The sequence below is a fragment of the Peteryoungia aggregata LMG 23059 genome (assembly GCF_030814435.1).
In the GTDB taxonomy this organism is placed as follows: Bacteria; Pseudomonadota; Alphaproteobacteria; order Rhizobiales; family Rhizobiaceae; genus Allorhizobium; species Allorhizobium aggregatum.
In genome coordinates this window covers 107,640-120,637 of the sequence record NZ_JAUSUW010000013.1, presented here as the reverse complement: position 1 = coordinate 120,637, position 12,998 = coordinate 107,640, and the positions used below count along the sequence as shown (strand labels likewise).

Annotated in this window: 13 protein-coding genes; 10 read left to right on the top strand and 3 right to left on the bottom strand. The window is 61.6% G+C overall.

Annotation, left to right across the window (positions count from 1 at the left end; all coding sequences use genetic code 11):
- A partial coding sequence (locus tag J2045_RS19305; protein ID WP_307375949.1) for a DedA family protein occupies nt 1-663 on the top strand: 663 nt, incomplete at its 5' end.
- A 100-nt stretch (nt 664-763) separates the two neighbouring features.
- Nucleotides 764-2,038 (top strand): PHB depolymerase family esterase, encoded by a 1,275-nt coding sequence (locus J2045_RS19300; RefSeq protein WP_307375946.1) that lies wholly within the window; start codon nt 764-766, stop codon nt 2,036-2,038.
- 216 nt (nt 2,039-2,254) lie between these two features.
- Here the strand turns inward: J2045_RS19300 and J2045_RS19295 are convergent, their stop codons facing one another.
- Nucleotides 2,255-3,124: a helix-turn-helix domain-containing protein gene (locus tag J2045_RS19295; protein ID WP_307375943.1), complete on the bottom strand. Its 870-nt coding sequence runs from the start codon at nt 3,122-3,124 to the stop codon at nt 2,255-2,257.
- Nucleotides 3,125-3,219: 95 nt separating this feature from the next.
- On the opposite strand from J2045_RS19295, the gene J2045_RS19290 reads away from it, so the two are divergent.
- The 8 genes from J2045_RS19290 to hpaI all read left to right on the top strand — a co-directional run bounded on the left by J2045_RS19290 (nt 3,220) and on the right by hpaI (nt 11,003).
- Nucleotides 3,220-4,785 carry a 4-hydroxyphenylacetate 3-hydroxylase N-terminal domain-containing protein gene (locus J2045_RS19290; protein ID WP_307375938.1) on the top strand — a complete coding sequence of 522 codons (1,566 nt, stop codon included), beginning with the start codon at nt 3,220-3,222 and terminating at the stop codon, nt 4,783-4,785.
- A 7-nt stretch (nt 4,786-4,792) separates the two neighbouring features.
- On the top strand, nt 4,793-5,305 hold the full coding sequence (locus J2045_RS19285) for a flavin reductase (RefSeq protein ID WP_307375935.1): 513 nt from the start codon (nt 4,793-4,795) through the stop codon (nt 5,303-5,305).
- A 96-nt stretch (nt 5,306-5,401) separates the two neighbouring features.
- Nucleotides 5,402-5,788 carry a 5-carboxymethyl-2-hydroxymuconate Delta-isomerase gene (locus J2045_RS19280; RefSeq protein ID WP_307375932.1) on the top strand — a complete coding sequence of 129 codons (387 nt, stop codon included), beginning with the start codon at nt 5,402-5,404 and terminating at the stop codon, nt 5,786-5,788.
- Between the two features lie 45 nt (nt 5,789-5,833).
- Nucleotides 5,834-7,351: a 5-carboxymethyl-2-hydroxymuconate semialdehyde dehydrogenase gene (hpaE, locus tag J2045_RS19275; RefSeq protein WP_307375930.1), complete on the top strand. Its 1,518-nt coding sequence runs from the start codon at nt 5,834-5,836 to the stop codon at nt 7,349-7,351.
- 105 nt (nt 7,352-7,456) lie between these two features.
- A complete protein-coding gene (hpaD, locus tag J2045_RS19270) occupies nt 7,457-8,437 on the top strand; it encodes a 3,4-dihydroxyphenylacetate 2,3-dioxygenase (protein WP_307375927.1) in 981 nt (326 codons plus the stop codon).
- A 64-nt stretch (nt 8,438-8,501) separates the two neighbouring features.
- On the top strand, nt 8,502-9,377 hold the full coding sequence (locus tag J2045_RS19265) for a fumarylacetoacetate hydrolase family protein (protein WP_307375925.1): 876 nt from the start codon (nt 8,502-8,504) through the stop codon (nt 9,375-9,377).
- 1 nt (nt 9,378) lies between these two features.
- Nucleotides 9,379-10,182, top strand: a complete 804-nt coding sequence (hpaH, locus tag J2045_RS19260) for a 2-oxo-hept-4-ene-1,7-dioate hydratase (protein ID WP_307375922.1) — start codon at nt 9,379-9,381, stop codon at nt 10,180-10,182.
- A gap of 14 nt (nt 10,183-10,196) precedes the next feature.
- On the top strand, nt 10,197-11,003 hold the full coding sequence (gene hpaI / locus J2045_RS19255; protein ID WP_307375920.1) for a 4-hydroxy-2-oxoheptanedioate aldolase: 807 nt from the start codon (nt 10,197-10,199) through the stop codon (nt 11,001-11,003).
- Nucleotides 11,004-11,185: 182 nt separating this feature from the next.
- Here hpaI and hpaR read toward each other — a convergent pair whose 3' ends face one another.
- Together hpaR and J2045_RS19245 are read right to left on the bottom strand one after the other, a co-directional pair.
- Nucleotides 11,186-11,629 carry a homoprotocatechuate degradation operon regulator HpaR gene (gene hpaR, locus J2045_RS19250; RefSeq protein ID WP_307375917.1) on the bottom strand — a complete coding sequence of 148 codons (444 nt, stop codon included), beginning with the start codon at nt 11,627-11,629 and terminating at the stop codon, nt 11,186-11,188.
- Nucleotides 11,630-11,882: 253 nt separating this feature from the next.
- Nucleotides 11,883-12,917 carry a LacI family DNA-binding transcriptional regulator gene (locus tag J2045_RS19245; RefSeq protein WP_307375914.1) on the bottom strand — a complete coding sequence of 345 codons (1,035 nt, stop codon included), beginning with the start codon at nt 12,915-12,917 and terminating at the stop codon, nt 11,883-11,885.
- Nucleotides 12,918-12,998 lie beyond the last annotated feature (81 nt).

The following is a 12,998-nucleotide window of genomic DNA, read 5'->3' as shown; positions in this document are numbered from 1 at the left end:
GCGAGGACATGTCGCCCGGTCTGGAGCACGGACGCGGCGAGGCCGGGGCTGACGACCATGACTGATATCCTCCTCGGGCTCGTCCCGACCTATGGGCTGTGGCTCATCATGGGTGCATTGCTGCTGTCGTGCCTGGCGCTGCCGGTGCCCTCCTCGATCCTCGTGATGACCGCAGGCGGGTTTGCCTCCAGCGGTGATCTGGTGTTGTGGCAGGTTCAGATCTCAGCCTTTGGCGGCTTCGTGATCGGTGACCAGCTTGCCTATGGGCTGGCGCGCAAGGGTGGTGCTCCGCTATTGGCAAGCTTGCGTCGGCATCCGCGCATGGAAGGGCTATTCGGGAAGGCCGAGGCGCTGCTTAACCGCCGGGGGCCGGTGGCGGTGTTCCTGAGCCGCACCGTGTTCAGCCCGCTTGGTCCCTATATGGGTTATCTCTCGGGCGCACTGTCTCTGCCCTGGGCCTCCTTCACGCTTGCAGCCGTTCTCGGTGCCGTGTGCTGGTGCTGCGGTTACAGCCTGCTCGGCTATGTCTTCGCCAGCCAGATCGCCCAGGTCGCCTCGCTCATCGGCAATGCGATCGGCATCGTGCTGCTCGGCACCCTGGTGCTCGTGACCGGTTTCCATCTCTGGCGCAGCTGGCGGCGGGAGAGGGGTGAGCCTTCCTAGAAAAATTCTGCGACCGGCGACGGAAATGTATGAGGGCGCCGTTCAACAGGCAATTCAATCCATGGCCAATGTGGCCGCTTCCACGACTTTGGAGCACCCTATGAACAGACGTACCTTCCTCGTCAGCCTTGCAGGCCTCGGTCTTGCCGCTGCCACGCCCCGTCTTGTCCTTGCCGTCGAGGGCGGCGCTGGAATTCAGGCCGTGACCGCCATCACGCAGGTCTTCGGCAATGGTCAGCGGTTGACGGCGCTGGCGCTTGAATACGGCACGGAGATCGAGACGGCCGCTCTGTCTGCGGACGCATTTACCGTTGCGGACCGCGCAGTGACGCGCGTCTATGCCAACACGACGGCAGATCTTTCTGCCGAAGGCCGCAACGGCCGCTTCGTCATTGTCGAACTGTCGCCCGAGGATGCGGCAGCGCCGACCTATATCCAGGTGAAGCGCGACATCATTCACAAGAAGGCCGAGGCGAGTGTGATCCAGGCCGAGGCAGTCAAGACGGTTGCGGGCGATGAGATTGCTGCAAACGATACGGCCTTCTCGAACACAACGCAGAAGAACCTGATCGTCGACGAGTTCAAGCCGCTCGTCTACACCGACCCGGCGAGTGGCAAGACGCTCGCCTACAATCTCTTCATCCCACGCGACTACGACCCGTCGAAGCGCTATCCGCTGGTCAATTTCATGCATGATGCGGGTGTGACCTCGACTGAAGTCGACCGCACGCTTGTACAGGGACTGGGCGCAGTCATCTGGGCCTATCCGGCGGAACAGGCAAAGCGTCCCTGCTTTGTCGTGGCGCCGCAGTTTCCCGAGCAATTCGTCAACGACCAGTCGGACGAATCGCCCTATCTCGACCTCGTGGTCGGGCTGGTGAAGGCGGTGGCAGCGGAATACTCGATCGACGAGAGCCGTCTCTATACGACGGGCCAGTCGGGCGGCGGCATGCTGTCGATCGCGATCAACATCAAGTATCCGGATCTGTTTGCCGCGTCCTTCCTCGTCGCCTGCCAATGGGCACCGGAACTCTGCAAGCCGCTCGCCACCGACAAGATGTGGGTCGTGGTCAGCGCCGGCGACGCCAAGGCCTATCCGGGACAGAACGCCATCATGGAGGTTCTCGAAGCCGAAGGCGCCAAGGTCTCCCGGGCGGAATGGAACGGTCGGGCGACGCCCGCAGACCTCTCTGCTGCGGCAGCCGAGCTGGAAAAAACCGGCGGCACACCGATCCTCTATGCACATTTCGCAACCGGCACCGTGCATCCTGAGGGCCAGGAGGACAGCCCCGCGGCCAACCACGTCAACACCTGGCGGATCGCCTACGAGATCGACCATATCCGCGACTGGCTGTTTCGGCAGGTCAGGGGGTGACAGCCACCCGTCTAGGAGCGCTGGATGATGGGTTCAGGCATCTGTTTTCGCGCCTGCCTGACCTCTTCACGTTGAGGGACTGGACGACACCAGTCCCTTTCACGCGCCCCTTCGACCGAATTGCAAGCCCATCTGCGCTACACGGTCAGAGACAGGACGTGTGCCTCCTGCGACTCTGCCGGGCTCTTCCGTCGCCTTGGATGGCCCCGCAGGGCTTCATGGCTGGAATTGCCGACGGCGCCAGTCGGCGGGGGCATGGCCCGTGCGCTTGCGGAAGAAGCGGGAAAAATAGGCGGGGTCCTGGAAGCCGATCTCTCTGCCGATATCCTCCACCGGCCTGATGGTGAACATCAGCAACCGTTTTGCTTCCAGGATCCTTCGCTCCATGAGCATGTCCTTGACGGACTGTCCGAATGTCTCGCGCGCCGCCTTGTCGAGCAGGTGAGGGGTGGTGGCAAGCAGCTCGACATAGCCCGAGACCGGGATGTCATCGCGATAGTGCCGGTCGATTGCGCGCCGGAGGGCGGCGGCAAGCCTGACCGAGGGGGTGGCCTCTGCCATGCCCGTGCCGCCCGCCAGTCTGTCGATCTGCGAGAACACCACGGCGAGTAGGCTTGAGAGCAGTTTCTGGCTGGTTGCGGATGTGTCCCGGTAGTCGTCGACCACCATGCCGATCAGTGCGGCGAGCCGCTGCCAGGCGGGATCCGATCCCGCGCCGGTGAGCAGGCAGGGGCGATCGAGGTTGAGGTCCACCTGCGGCTGGAGGCTGCGCAGCAGGTCGTCGGACATGGAGATCACGGCGGCATCCGACATGTCCTCCACATCGAAGCCATGCACCACGCTTGACGGCACGAAACTGACGGTCGGGGCGGAAAAACTCCAAGTGCGGTCTTCAATTCGATAGCTGCCCTTGCCGCGCAGCCAGTAGGTGATCTGCCCCATCTGCGGGTGCTGATGCGGCGCAACATGGCCGAAATGCACGCTTCTTCGGTCCATGACGGTTTCGACATGAACAAATCCGACATCCAGCGTGCGGGTTGGCTCGCCATAGACGAAGAAGGAGGGGATGCCGGCTTTTTCTGTCATGCCGGAAAAAGTACCAGCGATTTGGTCCATTTGTCCATGGAGGCAGAGGCGGGTCGGACTTAACCTTTGTCAGGAATTCAAGGGAGGATCCCATCATGCGTTCAGAAGATCACCGCAGCGACAAGACCCGTCCGTTCACCGGCGTGGAATATCTCGCGAGCCTCAGGGACGGCCGCGAAGTCTATATCAATGGCGAGCGGGTGAAGGACGTGACGACGCATCCCTCGATGCGCAATTCGGTCCGCTCGCTGGCCCGGCTCTACGATGCGCTGCATGATCCGGCGACGAAGGATGTCCTGACGGCACCGACCGATACCGGCAATGGTGGCTATACGCACAAGTTCTTCAAGCATGCGCGCTCGGTCGATGATCTCGTGGGCCAGCAGACGGCGATCGACCAGTGGGCGCGCCTCACCTATGGCTGGATGGGCCGTACTGCCGACTACAAGGCGTCCCTGATGAACACGCTGTCGGTCAATGCCGAGTGGTATGGCGACTATGCGCAGAATGCCCGCAACTGGCATGACCGCACGCAGGAGGCCGGCCTCTTTCTCAACCATGCCATCGTCAATCCGCCGATCGACCGGCACAAGCCGGCCGAGCATGTGAAGGATGTTTTCGTCCATGTGACGAAGGAGACGGATGCGGGCATCTATGTTTCCGGTGCCAAGGTGGTCGCCACCTCTTCGGCGCTGACGCATTACAATCTTCTGGCGCAGGCCTCTGCCACCGTCACGGAAGACCCGTCCCTTTCGCTCACCTTCATCGCCCCGATGAATGCACCTGGCGTCAAGATGTTCTGCCGGACCTCGTATGAGGAGACCGCAAACCTGACCGCTCAGCCCTTCGACTATCCGCTCTCCTCGCGCTTTGATGAAAACGACGCAATCCTTGTCCTCGACAATGTCTTCGTGCCCTGGGAAGACGTGCTGATCTACAAGGATGCCCGTCGCATCCTGTCCTTTACCGTCCTGTCCGGCTTCATGCAGGGCTTCTGCTTCCAGGGTTGCGGCCGCTTCGTGGTGAAGCTCGAATTCCTCGCCGGGCTTCTGGCCAAGGCGCTGCGCGCCACGGGCGGCGATGCGTTTCGCGGCAACCAGGCCATGCTCGGCGAAGTGATCGCGCTGCGCCACAAGTTCAAGGCCTTCTCTGACACGATGGCGCGCAATCCCGTCGACTGGGTGGGCGGAGCAAAGCTGCCCAACCTCGAGGCTGCCCTCTGCTACCGCACCTTCATGTCGGATGCCTATCCGCGCATCATCGATATCGTGCGTCGCTCGATTGCCTCCGGTCTCATCTATCTTCCGTCCTCGGCCAAGGATTTCGCCAATCCGGAGATCGACCGCTATCTGTCGCAATATGTGCGCGGCTCCAACGACATGGGCCATATCGAGCGCATCAAGATCATGAAGCTGCTGTGGGATGCGACGGGCACCGAGTTCGGCGGGCGCCACGCGCTCTATGAGCTGAACTATGCCGGCTCGCCGGAGGATGTGCGTCTGCAGGTGCTGAAGGGCGCCGAAAAGGGCCGCATCCTGCGCGACATGGAGGCACTGGTCGACACCTGCATGGGTGATTACGACGAGAAGGGCTGGACCGGCGAGACCTGGCTGCAGCCGCTCGATGGACGGGCAGGCGATCTGCTTAACGCTGCGGAGTGAGGTTGTCATGAACCATCCCATCTCCAAGGGCGAATTTCGCGATGCCATGGCGCGTGTCTGCGCACCGGTCAATGTCATCACCACCAAAGGCCCCGCCGGACGCGGCGGGTTCACCGCCACCGCCATGTGTTCGGTGACCGATGAGCCGCCGACGCTGCTCGTCTGCATGAATGCGCGCTCTGCCCAGGCGGGGCTGTTCGTCGAGAACCGGCGCTTCTGCGTCAATGTCCTGACGCCTGATCACCGGGATCTGGCCGGCCTGTTCGCCGGTCAGCAGAGTGACATGGAGGCACGATATGCTGCTGCCGACTGGACCGAGTTTCCATCCGGCAACCAGGCGCTGAGCGATGCCATGGTGTCCTTCGACTGCCGGCTGGTCGAGGCGCGGCTGGTGGGCACGCACAATGTCCTAATCGGCGAGGTCGTGGACATCCGCTGCCGCAAGGATGGCCAGGCGCTGCTCTATTTCGATCGAAGCTATGTTCACGTTGCCTCACAGGCAGCACTGCATGGCGGTTGATCCAGGCCTTCCCGGATCGTCCCTTGCGCGGTTGTAAAAAAGGGCTTGACTTTCGCCCATATGCTTAACATGTTAAATGAAAGTCTTGGAGGAGACATGCCCCATCTCACCGTTGAATACTCGGCCAATCTGGATGGCCGCGCCGATCTCGCTCGGCTGTGTGACGCTCTTCTCGCCACGCTGATTGAGACGGGCCTGTTCGAAGTCGGGGCCGTGCGTGTGCGGGCGCTGAGATCTGAGGTCTATGCCATCGCAGACCGGCTGCCGGAAAATGCCTTCGTCGATCTCAATCTTCGCATCGGCAAGGGGCGCTCGGATGACGAGAAGAAGCGCACCGGCGAGGCATTGTTTGCCTGCGCCACCCGGATGCTTTCGCCGCTTTTTGAGACCCCGCATTTCGCGCTGTCACTCGAAATCCGCGAGATCGATGCGGATCTGAGCTGGAAGAAAAATGCCATCCATCCGCGTCTGCGCGGCCAGTAACAACCAGGAAACGCCGCCTTTCGGGCCGGCTTCGAGGATCATTGCATGTCCAAACTGCAGGAAAATATCGAGAAGGCGAAAGCCTATCTGGCTCGCTTCAAAGAGGCTGGCGTGCTGAACCGCATCGGCGGCGAAGATGTGGCTGCAGCCGATGGCACGACGTTCGAAACCATTTCGCCGGTTGATCTGCAGCCGCTTGCGAAAGTGGCGCGTGGCAAGGCTGCGGATATCGACCGGGCCGCCAAGGCGGCAAAGGCTGCGTTTGCCGATTGGGCCGCAATGCCGGGCGATCAGCGCAAGAAGCTGATGCACAAGATTGCCGATGCCATCGAGGCCCGCGCGGAAGAGATCGCCTTTGTCGAGGCGATGGATACCGGGCAGTCGCTAAAATTTATGGCCAAGGCAGCGCTTCGCGGTGCGGAAAACTTCCGCTATTTCGCCGACCGTGCCCCGGAAGCGCGCGATGGCAGGAGCATTCGTGCGCCGGGCCAGGTGAACATCACCACCCGCGTGCCGATCGGTCCGGTTGGCGTGATCACGCCGTGGAACACGCCCTTCATGCTGTCGACCTGGAAGATTGCACCGGCGCTTGCGAGCGGCTGCACCATCGTCCACAAGCCGGCTGAATTTTCGCCGCTCACCGCCCGTCTTCTGGTGGAAATTGCCGAAGGCGCCGGTCTGCCGAAGGGCGTGTGGAACCTCGTCAACGGCTTCGGCGAAGATGCCGGCAAGGCGCTGACCGAACATCTGCTGATCAAGGCGATCGGCTTTGTCGGCGAAAGCCGCACCGGCTCTATGATCATGAAACAGGGTGCCGATACGCTGAAGCGCGTTCATTTCGAGCTTGGCGGCAAGAACCCGGTGATCGTCTTTGCCGATGCCGATCTGGAGCGGGCAGCCGATGCTGCCGTCTTCATGATCTACTCGCTGAACGGCGAGCGCTGCACATCGTCCTCGCGTCTCCTGGTCGAAGAGGGCGTCTATGACCGCTTCACCGCATTGGTGGCGGAAAAGGCCAAGCGTATCAAGGTTGGTCATCCGCTTGATCCGGAAACCGTGATCGGCCCGCTGATCCATCCGGTGCATGAGAAGAAGGTTCTCGACTATATCGAGATCGGCAAGTCGGAGGGCGCCACGGTTGCCGCCGGCGGCGCGAAGTTCGCAGGGCCGGGCGGCGGTTGCTATGTTTCGCCGACACTGTTTACCGGCGCCAACAACCAGATGCGCATTGCCCAGGAAGAGATTTTCGGCCCGGTGCTCACGGCCATTCCGTTCAAGGATGAAGCGGAGGCGCTCAACATCGCCAATGACGTTCAATATGGTCTGACAGGCTATCTCTGGACCTCGGATGTTACTAGGGCCTTCCGCTTCACCGATCATCTCGAAGCCGGAATGATCTGGGTGAATTCGGAAAATGTCCGCCACCTGCCGACCCCGTTTGGCGGTGTCAAGAATTCCGGCATCGGCCGTGATGGCGGTGACTGGTCTTTCGATTTCTACATGGAAACCAAGAACGTCGCCTTTGCCACGGTGCCGCATGCCATCCAGAAGCTGGGCGGCTGATCAGGCTTTCGAATCCATTACAGGCGCGCGGCGGAGGGCCGCGCGGCCATCACCCCAGTCATTGACCGGTCGGCAATGTCCGTTCCGGTGCCCGAGGAGGAAACCATGCCGCTGCCGCAATTCAATCTCTACCCGGCCTTCAACACCGTGCGTCTCAGCCACGTCGAATTCGTGGTGAAGGATCTGGCTGCCAGCCGCGCCTTCTATGCCGATCTTCTCGGCCTTCAGGTCACGGATGAGGATGCCGATACCGTCTATCTGCGGGCGCTGGAGGAGCGCGGCCATCACTGCATCATCCTGAAGAAGGGCGATGTCTCGGCGGTGAACTATCTGGCCATGAAGGTCTATGACGAGGCCGATCTCGACAAGGCCAAGGCCTATTTCGAGGCGAAAGGTCACAAGACCGCCTGGGTCGAGCGTCCTTTCCAGGGCCGCACGCTGCGCACCACGGACAATTTCGGCATTCCGCTGGAATTCTACTACAAAATGGACCGCCTGGCGCCGATCCATCAGAAATATGCGCTCTATCACGGCGTAAAGCCGCTGCGCATTGATCACTTCAACTGCTTCACCCCGGATGTTGACGCCTCGGTCGCCTTCTACAACGACATCGGATTCCGGGTGACGGAATATACCGAAGACGATGAAAGCAAGAAGCTTTGGGCCGCCTGGATGCACCGCAAGGGCGGCGTGCATGACATGGCCTTTACCAATGGTCTTGGCCCGCGCCTGCATCACACCGCCTTCTGGGTGCCGACGCCGCTCAACATCATCGATTTGCTCGACCTGATGTCGACGTCAGGCTATCTTGCCAATATCGAGCGCGGTCCGGGCCGCCACGGCATTTCCAATGCCTTCTTCCTCTATATCCTCGATCCCGACGGTCACCGTATCGAGATCTATTGCTCGGATTACCAGACCGTCGATCCCGATCTCGAGCCGATCAAGTGGGACCTGAAGGATCCGCAGCGCCAGACGCTCTGGGGCGCACCGGCGCCGAAGTCCTGGTTCGAGCACGGAAGCGTCTTTGCTGGCGTTGAGCCGACCGCCTCTCTTTTGAAGGCGTCGCCGATCATCGCCCCTTGAGGCAGCACTCATGGGCAGCCTGCAGCCAGGTTGCCCGTCCCATTCCGCGAGAGAAGGCATAGCCATGACCCATCCCCGCTTCCTCAGCTTCTCCACGTCCGCCGGTCGCCCCGGCTATGGTCTTGTCAGCGGCGATGGTGTCGTCGATCTCTCGGCGCGCCTCGGGGATCGCTATCCAAGCCTTCGGGAGGTGATCGAGGATGGCGCGCTCCTGCGGCTGGCCGATGAATTCGGTGACGTGGCTGCGGATTTTCCGGTGGACGAGGTGACATTCGGCATCCCTGTTCCGGCTCCGGAAAAGATCATCTGCGTCGGCGTGAACTTTCCCGACCGCAACGAGGAATACAAGGACGGGCAGGCGGCACCCAGCAACCCCTCGCTGTTCATCCGCTTTCCGCGCTCCTTTACCGGCCATGACCGGCCACTGATCCGTCCGCCGGAAAGTCACCAGCTTGATTACGAGGGCGAAATCACCATCGTCATCGGCAAGGGCGGTCGCCGCATTCCGGAAGCCGAAGCACTCAGCCATATCGCGGCGCTGACGCTGTGCAACGAAGGCACGCTGCGCGACTGGGTGCGCCATGCCAAGTTCAACGTCACCCAGGGCAAGAATTTCGATGCCTCCGGGTCCATCGGCCCCTGGCTAGTGCCTTACACCGATGAAAGCCAGCTTGCCGATATCAAGCTTGAAACCAGGGTCAATGGTGAGGTGCGCCAGAGCGACCGCACCAGCCGGATGATCTTCTCTTTCCGGAAGATCATCAACTACGTCTCCACCTTCACGACGCTGGTTCCCGGCGACGTGATCGTCTGCGGCACGCCGACGGGCGCCGGCGCTCGCTTCGATCCGCCGATCTGGCTGAAGCCGGGCGATGTGGTGGAGGTGGAAGCCGAAGGCATCGGACTGTTGCGCAACACGATTGCCGACGAGGTGCTGTGACATGCTGACGAAGGACCAGATCGCCGCTGCTGCCGGGAGCCTGGATGAGGCCGAGCGTACGCGCGTTCAGACCGGGCTGTTGTCGCTGAAGCATCCGGACATCACTATGGACGACGCCTATGCCATTCAGGCCGCCTGGGTGCAGAAGAAAGTGGCAGCTGGTCGAAAGGTGATCGGCTGGAAAATCGGGCTGACCTCCAAGGCCATGCAATATGCGTTGAACATCAATATCCCTGACTCCGGCGTGCTCTTCGACGACATGGTATTCGAGGACGGCGCGACCGTGCCGAAGGACCGCTTCATCCAGCCGCGCATTGAGGCGGAAATCGCCTTCGTCATGAAGGCGCCGCTGAAAGGGCCTGATGTGACTGTCTTCGACGTGCTGAACGCCACCGATTACGTGACGCCTGCACTGGAAATCCTCGATACGCGCATCCTGCGCATCGATCCCGAAACGAAGAAGGCACGCAATGTCTTCGACACGATTTCCGACAATGCCGCCAATGCCGGCATCGTCACCGGTGGGCGCGCTATGCGGCCGGACCAGCTCGACATGCGCTGGATGGGTGCCATCGTTTCGCGCAATGCGGAAGTGGAAGAGACCGGCCTTGGCGCCGGTGTTCTCAACCAGCCGGCCCGCGGTGTGGCCTGGCTGGCCAACCGGCTTGCCCAATATGGCGATGGTATCGAGGCCGGGCAGATCGTGCTCGCGGGCTCCTTCATCCGGCCGGTCGAAGCGCGGCATGGCGATACGATCATCGGTGATTTCGGGCCTTACGGGACCGTCAGCCTCTACTTCGAATAGGGAATGGAGATCTCATGCCAGCACCCCGCAATGTCTTCAAACAGGGCCTGAAAGAGGGCCGGGTCCAGATCGGCCTGTGGCAGGCGCTCGGCAGCCCGAACACCGTGGAGATCTGCGCCGGTGCCGGTTACGACTGGCTGCTGCTCGATGCCGAGCACGGACCGAATGACGTGCCTCGACTGGCAGAGCAATTGAGGGCGATGCGGGGTTCGGCGTCGCATCCGATCATCCGCCCACCGATTGGCGAGACATGGGTGATCAAGCAGATGCTGGATATCGGCGCGCAGACGATCCTTGTGCCCATGGTCCATGATGCGGCGCTGGCCGCCGAGATGGTGAAGGCCGTGCGTTACCCGCCGCAGGGCGTGCGCGGGGTAGGGGCCGCACTGGCGCGCGCCTCAGATTTCAACCGCATTCCCGACTATCTGCAGACGGCAAACGACGAGATCTGCCTGCTTGTGCAGGTGGAGAGCAGGATTGCGATCGACAATCTCGATGCCATCTGTGCAATCGAGGGTGTCGATGGTGTGTTTATCGGACCCGCCGATCTTGCCGCCGACCTGGGTTTTCTCGGCAGACCCGGTGCGCCTGAGGTGCAGCAGGTCGTGGAGAGGTCGATTGCTCGTATCGTCGCCTCCGGCAAGGCCGCCGGGATCCTGATCGGCGATCTGGGCCTGGCCAAACGCTATGTGGAGCTCGGGGCTCTTTTTGTCGGGATTGGCAATGATGTCGGCCTGCTCAGCACCGCGGCTTCCCGTCTCCTCAAGGATTTCCGGGACGCGGAGCCGGCGAGGCCGACCCCGACGCTCAACGTCTACTGAGGCAGTCTGAAGGCGTTCGTACCGCGCTCGTGCGTGGACGTGCTTGTGTGCGGGTGGCGATCGAGATCGCGGGGCATCACCCAAGACGAGTCGGGGAAGCTGAGATTCTGTCCAAGGCTCATCTCGCGTGAACCCGTTCGAGATGCCCGAGGTTTCGGGGATCAACCTGGCGCGGCGACGCGCTACAGGCGTAGTTCAGCCAATTCGTCCAGCATGTCGAGCAATGCGTCCACCCGCTCGCGGCCGAATTGCGCGTCTATTTCCGCATAGACGCGGCGGCTGTCGGGCATGACCGTTTCGAACATCGCAATGCCGGCCGGCGCGAGGCGCAGCAGCACGCGGCGGCCATCCGAGGCATCCTTGTGCTTCGTGATGAAGCGACGCTGTTCGAGCGACTTGATCATCCGCGTCAGGCTTGGTGCGAGGATCGATGCCTTCTCGGCAACCTCGCTGGCATCCAGTTCGCCCGCGCCATGCAATACACGGATCACGCGCCATTGTTGCTCGGTCAGATCATGCTGCGCGAGGATAGGGCGAAAATGGCTCATGACCGCTTCACGGGCTCTGAGAAGGCCGATTGTCAGCGATCGGCGCCGCTCCGGCGTGGGGGCAGGTGGGTTGGTCAATGGCTCACATCTGTTGGCGGGGCAGGATTATACTTCGCTGTTTTATCCGGTATTTTCGATGTTTGTTCAATCAAAAGCAGTCCGTTTGTCGTGGCGGGCGTCGCACTCTTGTGGATGGCCGCGCTGCCCATCCCGCCAAGGTGAAGTGGACAGGCCTCAGAGCCGCAACACGATCATCTCGATGATACCCAGAGCGGTTCTCACTCTCTCTGCCGGGGGGGGATGCCGAGCGCGATGGTCGGCCGGGATGGCGCTAGCTGCTCCGTCCCGCCACGGTGGTTCCCATGGTCAGGCAGATGTCGATCAGATCGACGGGACGTTGGGCGTCGGGCGGGGAGGTTGCGAGAGCGGCCTTGGCTGCCCTGCGACCGATTTCCATCAGCGGTACCTCAATGGTGGTCAATCTTGTTGTCAGGGAATGGGGCAGTGCCGTGCCGTTGAAGCCGTTGACCGAAATCGTATCGGGCACTGCTATCCCCGCCTCGATCATGAAGCGCAAGCCGCCGATCGCCATGGCATCGTTGAGATAGTGGATCGCTTGCGGCATCTCGCCCTGTTCGATCAGTTTCCTGGTCAGGACGTAGCCGGTTTCCGCAGTCCGCGGCAGGCTGGAATCCGTCAGTTTCTGCAAGGTGGCGCCGGCTCCGGAGAGGGCGACCGAATATCCTTCGAGCCGACAGGCAGCACAGAGGTCACGGTCGAGTTGTGATCCGACATAGGCGCAGCCGGTGAGGCCAGCCTCAATAAAGACCTGGGCTGCCAGCCAGCCTGCCCTGAGGTGGGAGAGGCCAACGGTTGCGTCGAGGTCCGGGTGGTCGCCGTCCCACAGATGGATGGCGCGGATGCCGGACCGGCGCAGCAGTTGCGCGGTCCGTTCGTCGCGCGCCAGTCCTCCTGTCAGGATCAGTGCGGCCGGCTTCATTGTCAGCATCATGTGCACGATGCGCAACTCGCTTTCCGGATCGAAGAAACTCTCTCCGATGAAGGCCGTATAGCCTTCGGCGTTCAGGACTTCGTTTATTCCGGCAAGCACACCCGCATAGACCTGGTCGCCAATGGACGGGATGACGATGCCGATCAGAGAACTCGTCTGTGACGAGAGCGCCCCGGCCAGCCGGTTGGGAACATAACCCAGCTCCTCGGCGATTTGCGTCACGCGAGCCCGCGTTTCGGTCGCTATTCTACCTGTGCCGCGCAAGACTTTCGAGACGGTCATGCTGCTGACGCCGGCGGCCTTGGCCACGTCGGCGATCGTGATCGTACGGGGGAAATGCGGGACTTGACTCATAGCAATGTTATCGATACCAATTTGGGTTAACGATAACCCATTGTCGGGTTTGACGCAACGAGTCTTCGGGGAGGAGGATCT

Bases quoted from the DNA above. Each gene is read 5' to 3' on its own strand.
- J2045_RS19300 (WP_307375946.1), top strand. From the start codon at position 764: ATGAACAGACGTACCTTCCTCGTCAGCCTTGCAGGCCTCGGTCTTGCC.
- J2045_RS19295 (WP_307375943.1), bottom strand. From the start codon at position 3,124: ATGACAGAAAAAGCCGGCATCCCCTCCTTCTTCGTCTATGGCGAGCCA.
- J2045_RS19290 (WP_307375938.1), top strand. From the start codon at position 3,220: ATGCGTTCAGAAGATCACCGCAGCGACAAGACCCGTCCGTTCACCGGC.
- J2045_RS19285 (WP_307375935.1), top strand. From the start codon at position 4,793: ATGAACCATCCCATCTCCAAGGGCGAATTTCGCGATGCCATGGCGCGT.
- J2045_RS19280 (WP_307375932.1), top strand. From the start codon at position 5,402: ATGCCCCATCTCACCGTTGAATACTCGGCCAATCTGGATGGCCGCGCC.
- hpaE (WP_307375930.1), top strand. From the start codon at position 5,834: ATGTCCAAACTGCAGGAAAATATCGAGAAGGCGAAAGCCTATCTGGCT.
- hpaD (WP_307375927.1), top strand. From the start codon at position 7,457: ATGCCGCTGCCGCAATTCAATCTCTACCCGGCCTTCAACACCGTGCGT.
- J2045_RS19265 (WP_307375925.1), top strand. From the start codon at position 8,502: ATGACCCATCCCCGCTTCCTCAGCTTCTCCACGTCCGCCGGTCGCCCC.
- hpaH (WP_307375922.1), top strand. From the start codon at position 9,379: ATGCTGACGAAGGACCAGATCGCCGCTGCTGCCGGGAGCCTGGATGAG.
- hpaI (WP_307375920.1), top strand. From the start codon at position 10,197: ATGCCAGCACCCCGCAATGTCTTCAAACAGGGCCTGAAAGAGGGCCGG.
- J2045_RS19245 (WP_307375914.1), bottom strand. From the start codon at position 12,917: ATGAGTCAAGTCCCGCATTTCCCCCGTACGATCACGATCGCCGACGTG.